This window comes from Streptococcus sp. LYSM12, assembly GCF_004569635.1.
GTDB lineage: Bacteria > Bacillota > Bacilli > Lactobacillales > Streptococcaceae > Streptococcus.
Genome location: NZ_SPOZ01000021.1, coordinates 1 through 16,558, shown reverse-complemented (window position 1 = coordinate 16,558; position 16,558 = coordinate 1). Strand labels below are relative to the sequence as shown.

At 41.9% G+C, this 16,558-nt stretch carries 12 protein-coding genes; all 12 read left to right on the top strand.

What is annotated here, in order from left to right; translation table 11 throughout:
* The first annotated feature begins 450 nt into the window (after positions 1–450).
* The 12 genes from E4T79_RS07830 (at position 451) to E4T79_RS07775 (ending at position 16,247) form a co-directional block, all read left to right on the top strand.
* Positions 451–1,380: a zinc ABC transporter substrate-binding protein gene (locus E4T79_RS07830; protein ID WP_135029210.1), complete on the top strand. Its 930-nt coding sequence runs from the start codon at positions 451–453 to the stop codon at positions 1,378–1,380.
* Positions 1,377–3,680 carry a pneumococcal-type histidine triad protein gene (locus E4T79_RS07825; RefSeq protein ID WP_135029208.1) on the top strand — a complete coding sequence of 768 codons (2,304 nt, stop codon included), beginning with the start codon at positions 1,377–1,379 and terminating at the stop codon, positions 3,678–3,680. The genes E4T79_RS07830 and E4T79_RS07825 overlap by 4 nt, the downstream gene beginning before the upstream one ends.
* 961 nt (positions 3,681–4,641) lie before the next feature.
* A complete protein-coding gene (locus E4T79_RS07820; RefSeq protein ID WP_245168075.1) occupies positions 4,642–5,385 on the top strand; it encodes a DeoR/GlpR family DNA-binding transcription regulator in 744 nt (247 codons plus the stop codon).
* Entirely contained in the window at positions 5,382–6,293 is a 912-nt protein-coding gene (pfkB, locus tag E4T79_RS07815; protein WP_135029204.1) for a 1-phosphofructokinase, read from the top strand. The genes E4T79_RS07820 and pfkB overlap by 4 nt, the downstream gene beginning before the upstream one ends.
* The gene (locus E4T79_RS07810) at positions 6,290–8,236 is read left to right on the top strand and encodes a fructose-specific PTS transporter subunit EIIC (protein WP_135029202.1); all 1,947 of its coding nucleotides are present in this window, start codon (positions 6,290–6,292) and stop codon (positions 8,234–8,236) included. The genes pfkB and E4T79_RS07810 overlap by 4 nt, the downstream gene beginning before the upstream one ends.
* A gap of 1,425 nt (positions 8,237–9,661) precedes the next feature.
* Positions 9,662–10,036 carry a DUF1149 family protein gene (locus E4T79_RS07805; protein WP_135029200.1) on the top strand — a complete coding sequence of 125 codons (375 nt, stop codon included), beginning with the start codon at positions 9,662–9,664 and terminating at the stop codon, positions 10,034–10,036.
* A 1-nt stretch (position 10,037) separates the two neighbouring features.
* Positions 10,038–10,886, top strand: a complete 849-nt coding sequence (locus E4T79_RS07800; RefSeq protein ID WP_135029198.1) for a DegV family protein — start codon at positions 10,038–10,040, stop codon at positions 10,884–10,886.
* Between the two features lie 392 nt (positions 10,887–11,278).
* Positions 11,279–11,410, top strand: a complete 132-nt coding sequence (locus E4T79_RS11455) for a dihydrodipicolinate reductase C-terminal domain-containing protein (protein WP_228063822.1) — start codon at positions 11,279–11,281, stop codon at positions 11,408–11,410.
* A 192-nt stretch (positions 11,411–11,602) separates the two neighbouring features.
* Entirely contained in the window at positions 11,603–12,814 is a 1,212-nt protein-coding gene (locus E4T79_RS07790) for a CCA tRNA nucleotidyltransferase (RefSeq protein WP_135029266.1), read from the top strand.
* Positions 12,807–14,672, top strand: a complete 1,866-nt coding sequence (locus E4T79_RS07785) for an ABC-F family ATP-binding cassette domain-containing protein (RefSeq protein WP_135029196.1) — start codon at positions 12,807–12,809, stop codon at positions 14,670–14,672. Before E4T79_RS07790 ends, E4T79_RS07785 begins: the two co-directional genes overlap by 8 nt.
* Positions 14,673–14,879: 207 nt before the next feature.
* Positions 14,880–15,221: a hypothetical protein gene (locus tag E4T79_RS07780; protein ID WP_228063821.1), complete on the top strand. Its 342-nt coding sequence runs from the start codon at positions 14,880–14,882 to the stop codon at positions 15,219–15,221.
* A gap of 66 nt (positions 15,222–15,287) precedes the next feature.
* Positions 15,288–16,247: an ROK family glucokinase gene (locus E4T79_RS07775; protein ID WP_135029194.1), complete on the top strand. Its 960-nt coding sequence runs from the start codon at positions 15,288–15,290 to the stop codon at positions 16,245–16,247.
* Positions 16,248–16,558 lie beyond the last annotated feature (311 nt).

Here is a 16,558-nt window from a genome sequence, read left to right as displayed (position 1 = left end):
TTTGCTGGTATAGTCATTTCGTTTATATTTTTATTCCTTCGTTCACTCGTCTTGCTGTACTCTGGTACTACCTGCGACTCCTTGCCTAGTACTAAAAATAAACGAAACGGCTATAAGAACTCCATTTTCATCATTGACACTCTATCAATAAGACTTGGAAGCCGAAAGGAAGACTAAAATTTGACAAGGCGATGTTGATGCTGTTTGCATGTGATTTTCGCAGAGCATCACAACAGAAGAAGCTGCTTCTTGATGAGTATGAATTGGACGATAGCTTTTTTGAAGTAGCTAGAGCACGTTTTTTCGTTCTAGCTCTTTTTTTTCAAAAAAACTTGACAGCTTAATAAGAGAGTGGTATATTATTAACTAGTTTATAAACCAGTTAACTACATAGCTGGGTTTATTATTGGTTATATAGATAACTGGTTAATAATTAAGAGAGGAGCTTTTATGAAAAGGAAGAGGAATATCCTTGTCCTTATCTTGTCGAGTTTATTTATCTGTATTGCCTTGATGGCATGTAGCCGCCAAAGAGATCAAAAGGAAGCAGGGCTGAAGATTGTCACGAGTTTTTATCCTATTTATTCCATGGTCAAAGAAATTGCAGGCGATGTGAATGATGTTCGGATGATTCAAACGCGTAATGGTATCCATTCTTTTGAGCCATCGGCGAATGATGTGGCAGCCATTTATGATGCAGATGTCTTTGTCTATCACTCCAGAACTTTAGAGTCTTGGACAGGAGCGCTTGCTCCGAATTTGCAAGAGTCAAAGGTTAAGGAGATTGAAGCCTCACAAGGTATGAGTTTGGAAAAGGTAGCAGGATTGGAAGACATGGAGGTCGGTAATGGGATAGATGAAAAGATTCTCTACGATCCCCATACATGGTTGGATCCTGAAAAAGTTGCAGAAGAAGCGCAGCTCATTGCCCAGCAGTTATCTGAGCTTGATCCAGACCATAAGGAGCTTTACCAAAAAAATGCGGATAAACTGAGCCAAGAAGCGCAGAACTTGACCAAGAGATATCAGCCAATTTTTGAAAAAGCAAAACAAAAAACCTTTGTTACCCAACACACAGCTTTTTCCTATTTGGCGAAACGATTCGGGTTGAAACAGCTAGGGATTGCAGGAATTTCACCGGAGCAGGAGCCTAGTCCACGGCAACTGGTTGAAGTTGAAGAATTTGTCAAGCAGTATCAGATAAAGACAATCTTTGTAGAAAGCAATGTTTCCACAAAGGTGGCTGAAACGGTAGCGAAATCAACAGGTGTTGAATTGAAGACCCTAAATCCTCTGGAAGCGGATCCAGAAAATGAACAATCTTATTTAGAAAATTTAGAAAAAACGATAGCTATATTAGCAAAGGAATTAACAAAATGAAAAAGAAATATATCATTGGAAGTGTCGTTGCTCTTTCCCTAAGTCTTTGTAGTTATGAATTGGGACGGTATAAAGGAGCAGAAAAAAACGAGAGCAACCAAGTGAACTATGTGGAACACACAGCGAGTTCTAAAGAAAAGGCAGAGGTGAAAATTGAGGAATTGACACCGGAGCAGGTCAGTGCCAAAGAAAATAATGCAGCAGAGCAAATTGTTATTAAGATCACAGATCAAGGCTATGTCACCTCTCATGGAGATCATTTCCATTATTACAATGGAAAGGTTCCCTATGATGCCATTATCAGTGAAGAGTTGATTCTGAAAGATCCTGATTACAAATTGCAGGAGGCGGACATTGTCAACCAAGTAAATGATGGTTACATTATCAAGGTCAATGGACACTATTATCTCTATCTAAGTAATAAAGAAAATCCTACCAATGTGCGGAGTAAAGAGGATATTGATTGGCAGCGACATCAATATGGTCAGGCGCAGACAAATGCAGGTCAATTGACAGAAGCAGCTGCTCTTGCGAAAGAGCAGGGACGCTATACGACAGATGACGGCTATGTCTTTAATCCGAGCGATATTATCGAGGATATGGGCGATGCATACCTTGTACCGCATGGCGCTCATTTCCACTATATTCCAAAGAGTGAGTTATCTCCTGATGAATTGCGTCTTGCTCAATCTTATTGGAAACGCAGGGGTCAAATGATTACGGATTATCCTAAACCACAGCTTCCTAGGTATATCCACCAAGCTCCTCGCCCCTCAGAGCCACAACCGGCAGGAACAACTCTTTTTACTCCGAACAGACCAAAACAAGCTGTGAAGCCGATGATACAACCAGCGCTACCCACAGAGGAAGAAGTGATCCACTTGTTGAAAGAGTTGTACGCTCTTCCATTAGACAAGCGCTATGTGGAGGAAGATGGACTGGTGTTTGATCCGGTGCAGATTACCAATCGCGTAGAGCGTGGAGTAGTCATCCCTCATGGAAATCACTATCATTTTATCCCCTATAGCAAGTTATCTGCTTTGGAGCAGAAGATAGCCAAAATGATTCCGCTTGGTCGTCGTTTTCCGAGTTTAACAAATCTGAAAGGAGTGGGGATTGTTCGTGGTCAACAGACTTCTAAGCCTACTAAACCGACCAATCCCCTCCAACCAACTCGACCAGAGCCAGCACCTACCCCAAGCAAACCAAGCTCTGACAAACCGAAAGCATCCATCACTAGCCAGGCTACTTTATTAGCTCCTAAAAAGGATATCAGTGCAACCTATAAGGATTTCTACCAAGCGGCCTACCAGTTGATTGCATCTGTAGCAGGTGAACAAGCTGACCAAGTAGCGTATGATAAACTTAACCAATTAGTGATGGCTTTAAATGGAGAGCCGACTGATAAAGTGGGGCTAACACGGTCTATCCTTGCTTGCATCTCCCTACTCCAATATCCAGAACGGATTGGAAAGCCAAATTCTAAAATTGCTTATACCGCTCAAGAACTGCAAGTTGCAACATTAGCAGGTATGTATACAACGTCTGACGGGTATATCTTTGAAGCCTCAAATATTATCAGTGACGAAGGTGACGGCTACCTAACACCGCACATGGAGCATAGCCACTATATTCCAAAGAAGGACTTGTCTGTGACAGAGCAGGAGGAAGCACGCCGTTATGTGGTGGAGGCTGGGCTACAGGATAAAGAGGAAGCACTCATTCCTCCAGCGACCAGCGAAAAAGCAATTGATATTTACAATCGGGTAGAGCCTGCTAAGCTGGTTCCAGTAGAAGATATGCCTTATCGTTCGGCTTATGTGGTGGATTTACAAAATGAGCAAATCATCATTCCTCATCATAACCATTACCATAATCTTTCACTCTATTTATTCGATACAGGACATTTTGAAGCACCAGAAGGATACACGCTAGAGCAATTTCTGGCAACTGTTAAATATTATGTCTTGCATCCTGCAGAACGACCAGCATCAGCCGATGGTTATGGTATCTCAAGCGATTATGGTAAGATTTCAGAAGACTATGATGATGAAGATGAGGATGACGCAAGTTATGAACCAGATGAGGATGAATTGGAGCAACAGAGGCTAGCAGGTGAATATGGTATGCCAGTGGAGGAATTTCAAAAGAAATTAGTCATTCTTGCCGGGAAATACAACCTTTCTATCGAAAATTTTAGCTACCAGCCTGAACAAAAGACAATCTCTCTTCTTGGTAAAGCAGGTCGGACTGTCGTGGTTTCTTTGGAAACAATGACTGAATTACCAGTGGGCGGCTAATGAAACGAAAGATTGGTATTGAGAAAAGGTGCTAATTCTCCATGAAATCAACGTCTAACAAGGGAGCGGGAAAGAATGCGACAGGTAGAAAAAGCGCTCACTTCTTAGATGTTAGGTTCGGGTTGAAACGGTCTAGAAATAGACCGTTTCGCTTTTGGAGTACAATATAGACATTTCGTTTACTTTTAGTACTAGGCAAGGAGCTGCAGGTAGTACTGGAGTACAGCAAAGCGAGGTAACGAAGTAATAAAAGAGAAACTAAAAGACTATACACGAACAAATACGAATGATACTTATTTTCAACCTTCAACGGCATGATAGCCATTGAAACAATCAACGACTGCGCTGAAATGTTGGTATGAACTCTGAGAAGTGGGGATGGGCTTTTGTCCAACCACTTGGAATTGCCTAAGCTAGAGTCTGTTGTAGTTCCTGATTTAGGCAATCATGAACATTGTTTCATTGATTGGGCGGAGTTGTTGGAGGGAGTTCAGTAAGTAGTTTGTTCTACTGGGGTGATATAGCCGTTTCGTTTATTTTTAGTACTAGGCAAGGAGTCGCAGGTAGTACTGGAGTACAGCAAGACGAGTGAACGAAGGAATAAAAATATAAACGAAATGACTATACTGTGACTGTAAAGTGGTAAAGAAGTACGCTACCTAGGTGAATACAGATAGCAAACAGGTCACAGTAAGTGTACGCAGAATAGGTGAGAATACTAAGCAGCTAATCTTATCCAATCCCAATCATTCATCGTTGAAGACGTTGACCAGCAAGGGATTGTCAAATAGTGTAACCACTTGATAATCTGGTGGTTCTAAAGGAGTGAAAGTAATCGTGAATTTGATGTTCGGTTGCTTTCATTTTTTAGATAATTGAAAGAGTTTGAAAGAAAATGATTGACAATGAAAGAAAAAATGTGTACAATACTCTTTGTAAACGATTGCAGGAGGTGGGAGTCATTCTCAAATCAGAGCGAAAACAAGTGATTTTAGATACGATAAGAGCACAGCAATTTGTCCGATTAGAAGACTTGGTAGAGTTGCTTCAGTCCTCTGAATCGACGGTTCGTCGTGATTTGGATGAGTTGGAGTTAGCAGGTAGACTCCGCCGTGTACATGGTGGAGCTGAGAGTCTTCCGAATTTGCAGGAAGAAGAATCCATTGTTCAAAAATCTGTCAAAAACATTCAAGAAAAGCAACAAATTGCTCAAAAAGCAGCTAGTTTTGTGGAGGACGGTGATGTGGTCTTTCTTGATGCTGGTACAACAACTGAGCTGATGATTGAGCATCTATCTGCTGAAAACGTGACGATTGTCACCAATTCTGTCCACCATGCTGTCAAGCTTGTTGAAAAAGGCTTGTATACCATTATCATTGGAGGAAAGGTCAAGAGCTCAACGGATGCTTCCATTGGTGCAGTTGCACTGGAGCAGATTCGCCAGTTGCATTTTACCAAGGCCTTTCTTGGTATGAACGGGGTCGATACAAATGATTATACGACGCCAGACGTGGAAGAAGCAGCTATTAAGCGGACCGTTCTACACAATGCTAGTCAGGCCTATGTCTTGGCTGACCTGTCAAAGCTGGGTCATATTTCCTTTACGAAAGTGGCAGAGATTGGACAGGCAGATTTGATTTGTCACCGCACTGATAGCAATCTTATGACAACTATAAAGAAAAAAACGAGGGTAATTGAAGTATGATTTATACAGTCACCTTAAACCCTGCGATTGACTATATTGTCCGTCTTGCTCATATCGAATCAGGCGCGGTTAATCGCATGGATAGCAGCGATACCTTTGCTGGTGGGAAAGGTATCAATGTCAGCCGCATCTTAAAACGCTTAGGCTATGCCAGTACGGCGACAGGCTTTGTAGGCGGATTTACTGGAGAATTTATCAAAAATAGCTTGGCAGCTGAAGAGATTGGAACGGACTTTGTTCAAGTGAATCAGCCCACCCGTATCAATGTCAAAGTGAAAGCGGATCAAGAAACAGAAATCAATGGTTTAGGACCAGTTGTGACAGAAGCACAGTTGCGAGATTTAGAGGACTTTTTAGCTCAACTTACAAGCGATGATACTGTAGTCTTTGCAGGTTCAGCCCCAGCTAGTTTGGGCAATCAAGTCTATAATCGCTTGATTCCCCTAGCAAAACAAGCAGGTGCAGAAGTGGTCTGTGATTTTGAGGGACAAACCCTGCTAGATTCGCTAGTCCATCAGCCCCTTTTAGTTAAACCAAACAATCATGAATTGGAATCTATTTTTGGTGTGACCTTTGATTCGCGAGAGGACATTGTCCTTTATGCTAAGGACATTCTTGCTCAAGGTGCTAAAAATGTGATCGTGTCTATGGCAGGAGAAGGAGCACTACTTGTGACGCCTGAGGTGACATATTTTGCTAAGCCAATTAAGGGGACTGTGAAAAACTCAGTTGGAGCAGGTGATTCAATGGTTGCTGGATTTACAGGTGAATACACCAAGTCGCACAATTTAATGGAAGCCCTAAAATGGGGAGTGGCTTGTGGCACCGCAACAGCCTTTTCAGATGATTTGGCGAGTATTGAATTTATTCAAGAAATGTATGAAAAAGTGGAGGTAGAAACCCTATGAAGATTCAAGATGTCTTGAGACAAGATGTGATGTTGCTTGATTTACAAGCAGAAACTAAAGAAGCTGTCATTGATGAAATGATTACTAGCCTCGTTGAACATGGAGTAATCAGCGATTTTGCAGCTTTTAAAACAGGTATTATGAACCGTGAAGCTCAGACTACAACGGGACTCGGAGACGGGATTGCCATGCCGCATAGCAAGAATGCAGCAGTTGAGCAAGCAACAGTTCTCTTTGCTAAATCAAACAAGGGCGTAGACTACGAAAGTTTGGATGGTCAGCCAACAGACCTGTTCTTCATGATTGCTGCACCAGAAGGTGCAAATGATATGCACTTGGCTGCACTTGCGGATTTGTCGAAATACTTGATGAAGCCAGGATTTGCAGATAAGCTCCGTCAGGCTTCCTCACCAGCTGATGTGATGGCGGTCTTTGATGAAACTGAGATAGCAGATAAGGTAGATGATTCAGCAAGCACTAAGATAGACGAAAGAGATTTTATTGTGGCTGTCACAGCCTGTACGACAGGTATTGCCCATACTTACATGGCAGAAGAGGCACTTAAGAAACAGGCTGCTGAAATGGGTGTAGATATTAAGGTAGAAACCAATGGTGCATCAGGTGTCGGCAATAGATTGACAGCAGCCGACATTAAACGTGCTAAAGGAGTGATTATCGCAGCGGACAAGGCAGTTGAGATGGCACGTTTCAACGGTAAGCCACTCGTATCTCGTCCAGTCGCTGATGGTATCAAAAAGACAGAAGAACTCATCAACATCGTGTTGAAAGATAAAGCAAGTCTTTATCAAGCCAGAGAAGGAGCTGATCTGGAAGCTACATCTGAGCCATTGGGTCTTGGAAAAGCTTTCTACAAGCACTTGATGAGTGGTGTTTCTCAAATGCTACCATTTGTTATCGGTGGTGGTATCTTGATTGCCCTTGCTTTTCTTATAGATAATGTCCTAGGAGTGCCACAAGACCAATTATCCAGCCTTGGTTCCTACAATGAGTTGGCTTCTATGTTCATGCAGATTGGTGGTGCAGCTTTTGGCTTTATGTTGCCCCTTCTTGCAGGCTACATTGCGTATTCTATCGCGGAAAAGCCAGGTTTGATTGCTGGTTTTGTAGCAGGTGTTATTGCGAAAGACGGTCTTGCGTATGGAAAAATTCCATTTGGTGCAGCGACAGGTGATCTTCCAACAGCTGTATCGTCTGGTTTCCTAGGTGCCCTTGTCGGTGGTTTCTTAGCCGGTGCGATTATCATTGGACTACGAAAAGTCTTAGCGAATTTACCAAAATCTCTTGAGGGAATCAAATCAATCCTCCTCTTGCCCCTTCTTGGTGCGATGGTTACAGGATTTTTGATGTTCTTTATTAACATTCCAATGGCAGCAATCAACACAGGAATGAATCATTTTCTCGGTGGTTTAGAGGGTAGTTCAGCTATTCTATTGGGGCTTGTCCTGGGAGGTATGATGGCAGTGGATATGGGTGGACCAGTTAATAAGGCTGCCTATGTCTTTGGGACAGGAACGCTTGCAGCGACTGTTGCCAATGGTGGTTCTGTAGCTATGGCAGCAGTGATGGCAGGTGGTATGGTACCTCCTCTTGCAGTCTTTATTGCCACTCTTTTGTTTAAAGATAAATTCACAAAAGAAGAACGCAATTCAGGTTTGACCAATATTGTCATGGGCTTATCGTTCATTACAGAGGGAGCCATTCCATTTGGTGCAGCAGATCCAGCGCGTGCGATTCCAAGCTTCGTAGCGGGTTCAGCGCTCACAGGTGCCTTAGTTGGTCTGTCTGGGATTAAATTAATGGCGCCACACGGTGGAATTTTCGTTATTGCACTCACCAGCAATGCGCTTCTTTACCTTTTGTTTGTCCTTATCGGAGCAATCGTGTCAGGGCTACTATTTGGTGCACTTCGAAAAGCAAAATAATACCCAACAAGAAACCAAGCCCGTAAAACTCAAGGTAAAAATAGGAAACTTTTCGAAGACATTTCGTCTAGCAAAGGCTTCTCTTTTTTACGCAGACTTTAGGGCGAGTTCAATTCCACAAGATACCAATCCCGTAAAACTCAAGGTAAAAATAGGAAACTTTTCGAAGACGTTTCGTCTAGCAAAGGCTTCTCTTTTTTACGCAGAGTTTAGGGCGAGTTCAATTCTGCAAGATACCAATCCCGTAAAAAAACTCAAAGCGAAAATAGGCGGCCGAACAGCAGTTGCTTGCAAGTTCGTAGTGAGCCCCCTGCGAAGATAGCTAGGCTCGTCACCAATGAAATGCAGGGAGGAGCCAGCAAGCTACCGCTAAGTGAGTTAACTATATTCTGAAAAAACTGTTCCTAAAGGGAGCCGAAGCCGTGAGCAAACAAATTGCAAGGGCTTCGGTTCTTTTCGCCCAGAGTTTAGGGCGGGTTCAATTCCGCAAGATATAGTCCTTTCGTTTATCTTTTATGACTTCGTTCACTCGCTTTGCCGTACTCCAGTACAGCCGGCAGCTCCTTGCCTAGTTCTAAAAGTAAACTAAAAGACTATACCAAACCCGTGCAAAACTCAAGGTAAAAACCAGTTCTCCCCTCGTACTAGAGGTAGCGAATGCTTCAAGCTTTCACAATGAAACATTGTGAAAGTTAGTTAGATTTTGAGGTTTATAGAAGTAAAAGATATTCTCTCATCAAAATAGTAGTTTATAGAAGTGTTCTTGTTTCTCATTTTTAGTGTCAAAAGGATGGACAATTAAACCGATTAAAGAAACTATTGACATAAAAAATGGATCATTGCTATACTCTCCTTGTATGGATAGTGGAAATACAGCTATTTTCACTTGAAATGATGAGGGGAGTTTTTTATGTTGCAACAAGGAATGTTTCAAGAGTGCAACAATGGCTTTGTTCTCCCCTGACTTTAGAGGAGGATAGTGATGCTATCTGTATCTCCAGGGAGTGGGAAGGAACTTGATAGACAGAAAGAGAGTCCGGTTTTTCCTCACTTCTTACATCCTAGGTTCGGGTGGAAAGGGACTGAAAATAGCCTGTTTCACCTCCATTCCAGCACAATTGGTTGGATCGGATTTGGTGCTTCAAGAGTGAACAAATATGGATGAAAAACTCTAGTGGAGCTCTTTTTAGTCTGTTCTCTTGAAACAAAGAGGGGCAGGGTTTCATTTCTAACCTCCAATAGCATTATAGCCGTTGCGGCAATCAATCACTGTGTAAGATGTTGACATGAACTCTGAGAAGTGGAGAGGGACTTTTTGCTTTATAGAATACTAGTAGGGGTCATTCACATTAAATAGATACGTTTTTTATCTGTTTAGCCAAAAATATGGTATACTATTCATACTACCATTTTGAGGAGAAAAGTATGGATGTAATTCGTGATAAGGCACTCGTCAATCAGTATCATTTTGATGCCCGTAATAGAGAATGGGAGGAAAAAAATGGTGTTCCAACCACTCGATTAACAGTTGATTTTCAACTGATTGAACGAAATGCCCAAGAAAATAAAACCTCAATTGTGGTCATTTTGCGCTTTATGATTGTCTTGGAACAATTTGTCATTTCAGGAGCTATGAGCCAGGGTGTTCATATTTTAGAGCAACTGATTCAAGAAGTAGATGAATTTAGTGAACAAGACAAGCGTTTCTTAGTGAATCCGCTATTGGACATCTTGCAACGCTTAACGTATGAAGTAACAGAAATTGCCTTGGATGCCCCAGGTGTGAATTTGGAGATTTAAAATGAAATTAGCCGTAATCACAGACTCATCAGCTGTGTTGCAGGACACAGTAGAACATGAGAATCTGTTTGTATTGCCAATCCCCGTCACGATTGGTCATACAACCTATATTGAGGGAAGAGATTTAAGTGTAGAAGAGTTTTACCAGAAAATGGCGGCAGAAACAGAACTGCCTAAGACCAGTCAACCAAGTTTATCAGAATTAGAAGAGACACTTAGTCGCTTGCAACAAACGGATTATACCCATGTAATTGGTCTCTTTTTGTCATCTGGTATTTCAGGTTTCTATCAAAATATCCAGTATCTAAAAGATGAATTTGAAGATCTAACTATTGCCTTTCCAGATAGCAAGATTACCTCAGCACCGCTTGGAATGATGGTGGAAAATATCTTTAATCGGTATCAAGCTGGAGCTTCTTTTGAGGAGATATTAGATAAGCTAGAGCAAGAAATTGCAGGAACTACTGCTTTTATTATGGTGGATGACCTAGATCATTTGGTCAAGGGAGGACGTCTGTCAAATGGTGCGGCCTTATTAGGAAATTTACTGAGTATTAAACCTATCTTGTACTTTACAGATGAGGGCAAGATTGAGGTATATGAAAAGGTTCGCACAGAGAAAAAAGCAGTTAAACGCTTACTAGAGATTTTGCAAGAACAAACTCAAAATAAATCTTACCAGATTGCAGTCATCCATGCTAATGCACCACAAAAAGCAGAAGAATTTAAACGATTGTTACAAGAAGTGGGCATCGATGGAATCTTGCCGATTGTGTCCTTTGGTTCTGTTATTGGTACGCACTTGGGTGAGGGGGCAATCGCCTTTGGTATTTCACCGATTATTGACTAGGAATCGTGCATGGCGCCTCCAATAGTTATGACAGGGTTAAGGGGTAAATGAGATTGCCTGTCCCTGACATGGTGAAGCAGGACAAGGATTTGATGCTTGTGGCTGTGTTAGTTTCCTTGCGCCAGGAGTGCCTGTTTTCACTTCAAAAGAGGACTCGTTGGTTTTTTAGCCGATTGGACAAGGCCAAGCTCCGGCTATGAGTATACCCAGTTTACCTTGGAGGAGATCGTTGCACCTATTGTTGGAAAGACGAGCTTTGTTCCATAAGAAATAGAAGAATTGCCTGCTTGTCTGTCGAGAAAAAATGGGTAGCTTGCTCGTATCTAATCTAGTTTTCGGAGCGCTTCTCCTTAAGATAATTTGCAACTCAGACGGTCAAATAGTTCCTCAATTTGAAAATCATTGGATTACACCATGACAGGAAAAAAGATGCACCGAGTGAAAAAGCAATGAAGATAACAGAAGAGGTCTCGCAGGTTCGAGTGAGTCAAAGGTTAGCAGGAGATGAAGAAGAGCCTGGTTGAGAGTATATGGCTTCATCTGGATTATTTGCCTGGTTTGGTTGTGCATCAAGAAATAATGTTTGGAGTGTAGGCTGAGGAGTTAATCACTCGCCATGATTTGTATGACGCCTCTCTTTTAGTGAGTGGTGTGGGTTTAGGAATAAAAGAAGTAGTAAGACGAGAGCAACTCGTTTATAGTTTGGAACAATAATGATGAGATTACACAATTTGCCTTCTGAATTTCAGGAGGCTTTGCCGATTTTAGAGAAAATCAAACAAGCAGGTTTTGAGGCGTATTTTGTCGGTGGGTCAGTTCGTGATGCACTTTTAGGACGTCCTATTCATGATGTAGATATTGCTTCATCTAGTTATCCCGAAGAGACAAAAGCTATTTTTCCACGCACGATTGATGTGGGAATTGAGCACGGGACGGTGCTGGTTCTAGAAGAGCAGGGTGAGTATGAAATTACCACTTTTCGGACCGAAGATGTCTATGTAGACTACAGACGGCCCAGTCAAGTATCCTTTGTCCGCTCCTTAGAGGAAGACTTAAAACGTCGTGATTTTACAGTGAATGCTTTCGCTTTGGATGATCAAGCGCAGATTATCGATAAGTTTGATGGTTTGCGAGATTTAGAAAATAAAACCTTGCGGGCGGTTGGTCGAGCAACAGAACGCTTTACCGAAGATGCCCTACGGATCATGCGTGGTTTTCGCTTTGCAGCAAGCCTTGATTTTACTATTGAAGACAAGACCTTTGAAGCCATGAAAGAAACGGCGTTGCTCTTGGAGAAGATTTCTGTCGAGCGTATTTTTATCGAGTTTGACAAGCTTTTGCTAGCAAAGAGTTGGCGCAAGGGCATGGAAGCCTTGATTGCTTCTAAAGCCTATAATTATCTACCTGATATGAAAGAAACAGCGACGCAACTAACAGCTTTCCTCAATTCTCTTTCAGCTGATTTTACCTTTCGGACATCAGAGCAGGCTTGGGCCATGCTGATTATTTATCTGGATATTGCAGTGGTGAAATCTTTCCTCACACACTGGAAAACCAGCAATGAATTCCAGCGGACGGTCATGAAGTTAGTGGAGATTTATCAATTACGCAAACAAGGACCTGTGACTAAGCAGATTTGCTACCGCTATGGCAAAGACTTGCTCTATCTAGTGGAGGAGCTTAGACAAGCTCAAGGTCTTGCTGTTGCTTATGATCAAATTGATGCCATTGATCAGTCCTTGACGATTCGTGACAAGCATGAGATTGTGGTCAAGGGTGGAGATGTTTTAATGACCTTTCAGCTTAAACCGGGGCCTATTCTTGGGCAGTTACTAAACGAAGTGGAGCTTGCAATTGTTGAGGGAGATTTGGCCAATGAAGTTGCACCAATCATGGCCTTTCTAAGGGAGAAGATAGATAATGAGTGATTTTATCGTTGAACAGCTAAGTAAGTCAGTCGGAGATAAGACGGTCTTTTCAGCCATTTCCTTTATGATTCATCAATACGACCGCATCGGGATTATCGGGGTCAATGGAACGGGCAAAACAACCTTGCTCGATGTATTATCTGGCAAGCTGGGCTTTGACGGAGATATTTCTCCCTTTCGAACTAAAAAGAATTATACGATTGCCTATTTAACCCAAGAGCCTGATTTTGAAGACGATAAAACTATTCTAGATACCGTTTTGTCATCTGATTTACGGGAAATTCAGTTGATTCGCCAGTATGAGCAACTACTGGCAGATTATGGTGATCATAAACAAACGCGACTTGAGAAGATTATGGCAGAGATGGATGCCCTCAAGGCTTGGGAAATCGAACATCAGATTAAGACTGTTTTGTCGAAACTCGGTCTGAGCGATACTAGCCAGCGTGTGGGAGACTTATCAGGTGGTTTGCGCCGTCGGGTGCAACTGGCACAAGTCTTATTAGGTGATGATGATTTGTTGCTTCTTGATGAGCCGACCAATCATCTGGATATTGAAACGATTGAATGGTTAACAACTTTCTTGAAGCAGACCAAAAAGACTGTACTCTTTATCACCCACGATCGCTATTTTTTAGATAGTGTGGCAACCCGTATCTTTGAATTGGATCGTGCTAGCTTGACCGAGTATCAAGGAAATTATCAAGATTATGTCCGTTTGAAAGCTGAGCAGGAAGAGCGAAATGCGGCTCTGCGCCAAAAAAAAGAGCAACTGTATAAGCAGGAGTTGGACTGGATGCGTAGGCAACCTCAGGCGCGTGCGACCAAGCAACAGGCACGGATTAACCGTTTCCATGATTTAAAAGCAGAGGTGGCTCACAAGATGGATGAGAGTCATCTGGAAATCAATTTTGAAACTAGCCGTATTGGGAAAAAAGTCATTGAGTTCAAACAGGTGGATTTTTCCTATCCGCATAACCCCATTTTAAAGGGCTTTGATTTGCTCATTCAAAATAAGGATCGGATTGGGATTGTCGGAAATAATGGAAAAGGTAAGTCCACCCTGCTCAATCTGATGGTAGGTCAAGTACAGCCAATAGGAGGTCAAGTGATTGTAGGTGAAACCGTTCGGATCGGCTACTTTTCACAGCAGATTCAAGGCTTGGATGAAACCAAACGGGTTATCAATTTTCTTCAAGAAGTAGCAGAAGAAGCTGAAACCAGCTCTGGTATGGTTTCGATTGCAGAACTGTTGGAACAATTTCTCTTTCCACGCAACACCCATGGTACATTGATTCAGAAGCTATCGGGCGGTGAAAAGAAACGTCTCTATCTCTTGAAAATTTTGCTGGAACGTCCGAATGTCCTATTGCTTGATGAGCCTACGAATGATTTAGATATTGCAACTTTAACTGTCTTAGAACATTTCTTGCAAGGCTTTGCTGGTCCTGTTATTACAGTCAGCCACGATCGCTATTTCCTAGATAAAATCGCAACGAAGATTCTGGCTTTTGAAGATGAGGGGATTCGGACTTTTTTTGGAAATTACACAGATTATCTGGATGAGAAAGCCTTTCTAACTTCTGGTTCAATAACTACACCTGTCAAAGAAAAGCAAGAAAAAATCTGTGAGAAGAAAAAGCGCATGTCCTACTTTGAAAAACAGGAATGGACGACGATTGAAGATGATATTACAGCTTTGGAAGAAGCTATTGCAGAGATTGAAACGGCCATGCAAACCTGTGGCAGTGATTTTACGCGGCTCTCCGATTTACAAAAGGAATTGGACGCACAAAATGAAGCCCTGCTTGAAAAATATGAACGCTATGAGTATCTCAGTGAATTGAGTGAGGGCTAGCGATACTCCGTAAAGATTAATTTCAAATTACATCAGTGTTGTCCTGTCCTGAAACTCTGTTGAGGAAACTGGGCAGTCACAAATGAAATGCAGTCATTGCCCAGCTAGCTACCCTTAATAAATACATTTAGTTTAATCTACTTACAGTAATTTTTTTAACTGATTTCGTTTTCTAGTTGTTGGGCTTGTTGCCACGAGAGGAGAGAAATGGATATGAAAATCATCATGATTGCCTATATGGGGATTTATCTGATTGTGACGATACTGGCTACCGCCTATAGTTATTTCCAGACCAAGCGAATGAACCGTTTCTGTCTTTTTTTAAGCCTTAGCATTTGCTTGCTGTTGCTTGTAGTCTTATTTTTCTATAGCCAGGGTTATCATCCCTTGCAAATGCTGGGTTTTGCATTAGGATTTACACTGATTTCAAGTCTCTTTCTTTACAATGGTACGAGAGAGGGAACTCAATTTATGTATACTTTTTTATTTAGTACAGGACGCTTTCTTCTCCATTTGCAGTTTTTAATTTTACTATATATTTTTCGGTAAAAAAGTAGTGTGAACCTTTACAATGTGGTATAATAAGGCGAAAAAGTTATTTATAAGGAGTATCTTATGGCAAAGAAAATTATTGGTATTGATCTTGGCGGAACCTCTGTAAAATTTGCAATTTTGACAGACCAAGGCGACATTCAAGAAAAATGGTCCATTAAGACGAATATTTTAGACGAGGGTAAGCATATCGTGCCAGATATTATTGACAGTATCAAGCACCATTTTGAAACGCATCAACTGACCAAAGATGATTTTCTAGGAATCGGCATGGGTTCTCCAGGTGTGGTAGATAGCAAGGCTGGAACGGTTATCGGTGCCTACAACCTTAACTGGAAAACGCTCCAACCCGTCAAAGAACAGATTGAAGCAGCTATCGGTCTGCCATTTTTTATCGATAATGATGCCAATGTAGCAGCCCTTGGTGAGCAATGGGTCGGTGCTGGAAGTAACAATCCTGATGTTGTTTTTATAACCCTAGGAACAGGTGTCGGAGGTGGTGTTATCGCAGATGGCAGTCTGATTCACGGCTTTGGTGGTGCTGGTGGGGAACTTGGTCATATCACAGTTGATTTTGAAGATCCAATTTCATGTACCTGTGGTAAAAAGGGGTGTTTGGAAACAGTAGCGTCAGCAACTGGTATTGTCAACCTAACTCGTCGCTATGCTGATAGCTATGCAGGTGATGCTGACTTGAAGAAGCGGATTGATGATGGTCAAGATGTGACAGCTAAAGATGTCTTTGACCTTGCAAAAGCTGGTGATGACCTTGCCCTTATCGTCTACCGCAATTTCTGCCGTTACTTAGGAACAGCTTGTGCGAATATCGCTGCGGTCTTAAATCCCGCCTATATCGTTCTTGGAGGTGGTGTATCAGCAGCCGGTGATTTCTTGTTGGAAGGTGTTACTGAAGTTTATCTTCAACATTCTTTCCCTCAAATTGCCCAAACGACAAAACTCGCTTTAGCCAATCTAGGAAATGATGCAGGTGTCCTTGGTGCTGCATCACTTGTCTTGAAATAAAAGGCTGTCAAAAGAGGAGTGAAATAGAAGCAGTCATTCTTAACCCTTATCTTTAACACCACTTTCAGTCATAGCTTACAAGCATCAACATCTGACAAGGGAGTGGAAAAGATGCGACAGTTAAAAAAGAGTTTGGTTTGAAACGAACCTCCTTATAAGATATAGTATATAGTCTTTTGTTTATTTTTAGTACAAGGCACCGAGCTGGAGGCTGTACTAGAGTATGACAGAGTGAGTGAACGGAGGAATAAAAGATAAACGAATGCCTATATAACTGGTGTGATGCCTATCTGGTGACGAGTGCTGTCTGG

Excerpts from the sequence above, each read along its gene's own strand:
- E4T79_RS07785 (WP_135029196.1), top strand. The coding sequence starts at position 12,807 with ATGAGTGATTTTATCGTTGAACAGCTAAGTAAGTCAGTCGGAGATAAG.
- E4T79_RS07825 (WP_135029208.1), top strand. The coding sequence starts at position 1,377 with ATGAAAAAGAAATATATCATTGGAAGTGTCGTTGCTCTTTCCCTAAGT.
- E4T79_RS07775 (WP_135029194.1), top strand. The coding sequence starts at position 15,288 with ATGGCAAAGAAAATTATTGGTATTGATCTTGGCGGAACCTCTGTAAAA.
- E4T79_RS07800 (WP_135029198.1), top strand. The coding sequence starts at position 10,038 with ATGAAATTAGCCGTAATCACAGACTCATCAGCTGTGTTGCAGGACACA.
- E4T79_RS07780 (WP_228063821.1), top strand. The coding sequence starts at position 14,880 with ATGGATATGAAAATCATCATGATTGCCTATATGGGGATTTATCTGATT.
- E4T79_RS07805 (WP_135029200.1), top strand. The coding sequence starts at position 9,662 with ATGGATGTAATTCGTGATAAGGCACTCGTCAATCAGTATCATTTTGAT.
- E4T79_RS07810 (WP_135029202.1), top strand. The coding sequence starts at position 6,290 with ATGAAGATTCAAGATGTCTTGAGACAAGATGTGATGTTGCTTGATTTA.
- E4T79_RS07830 (WP_135029210.1), top strand. The coding sequence starts at position 451 with ATGAAAAGGAAGAGGAATATCCTTGTCCTTATCTTGTCGAGTTTATTT.
- pfkB (WP_135029204.1), top strand. The coding sequence starts at position 5,382 with ATGATTTATACAGTCACCTTAAACCCTGCGATTGACTATATTGTCCGT.
- E4T79_RS07790 (WP_135029266.1), top strand. The coding sequence starts at position 11,603 with ATGAGATTACACAATTTGCCTTCTGAATTTCAGGAGGCTTTGCCGATT.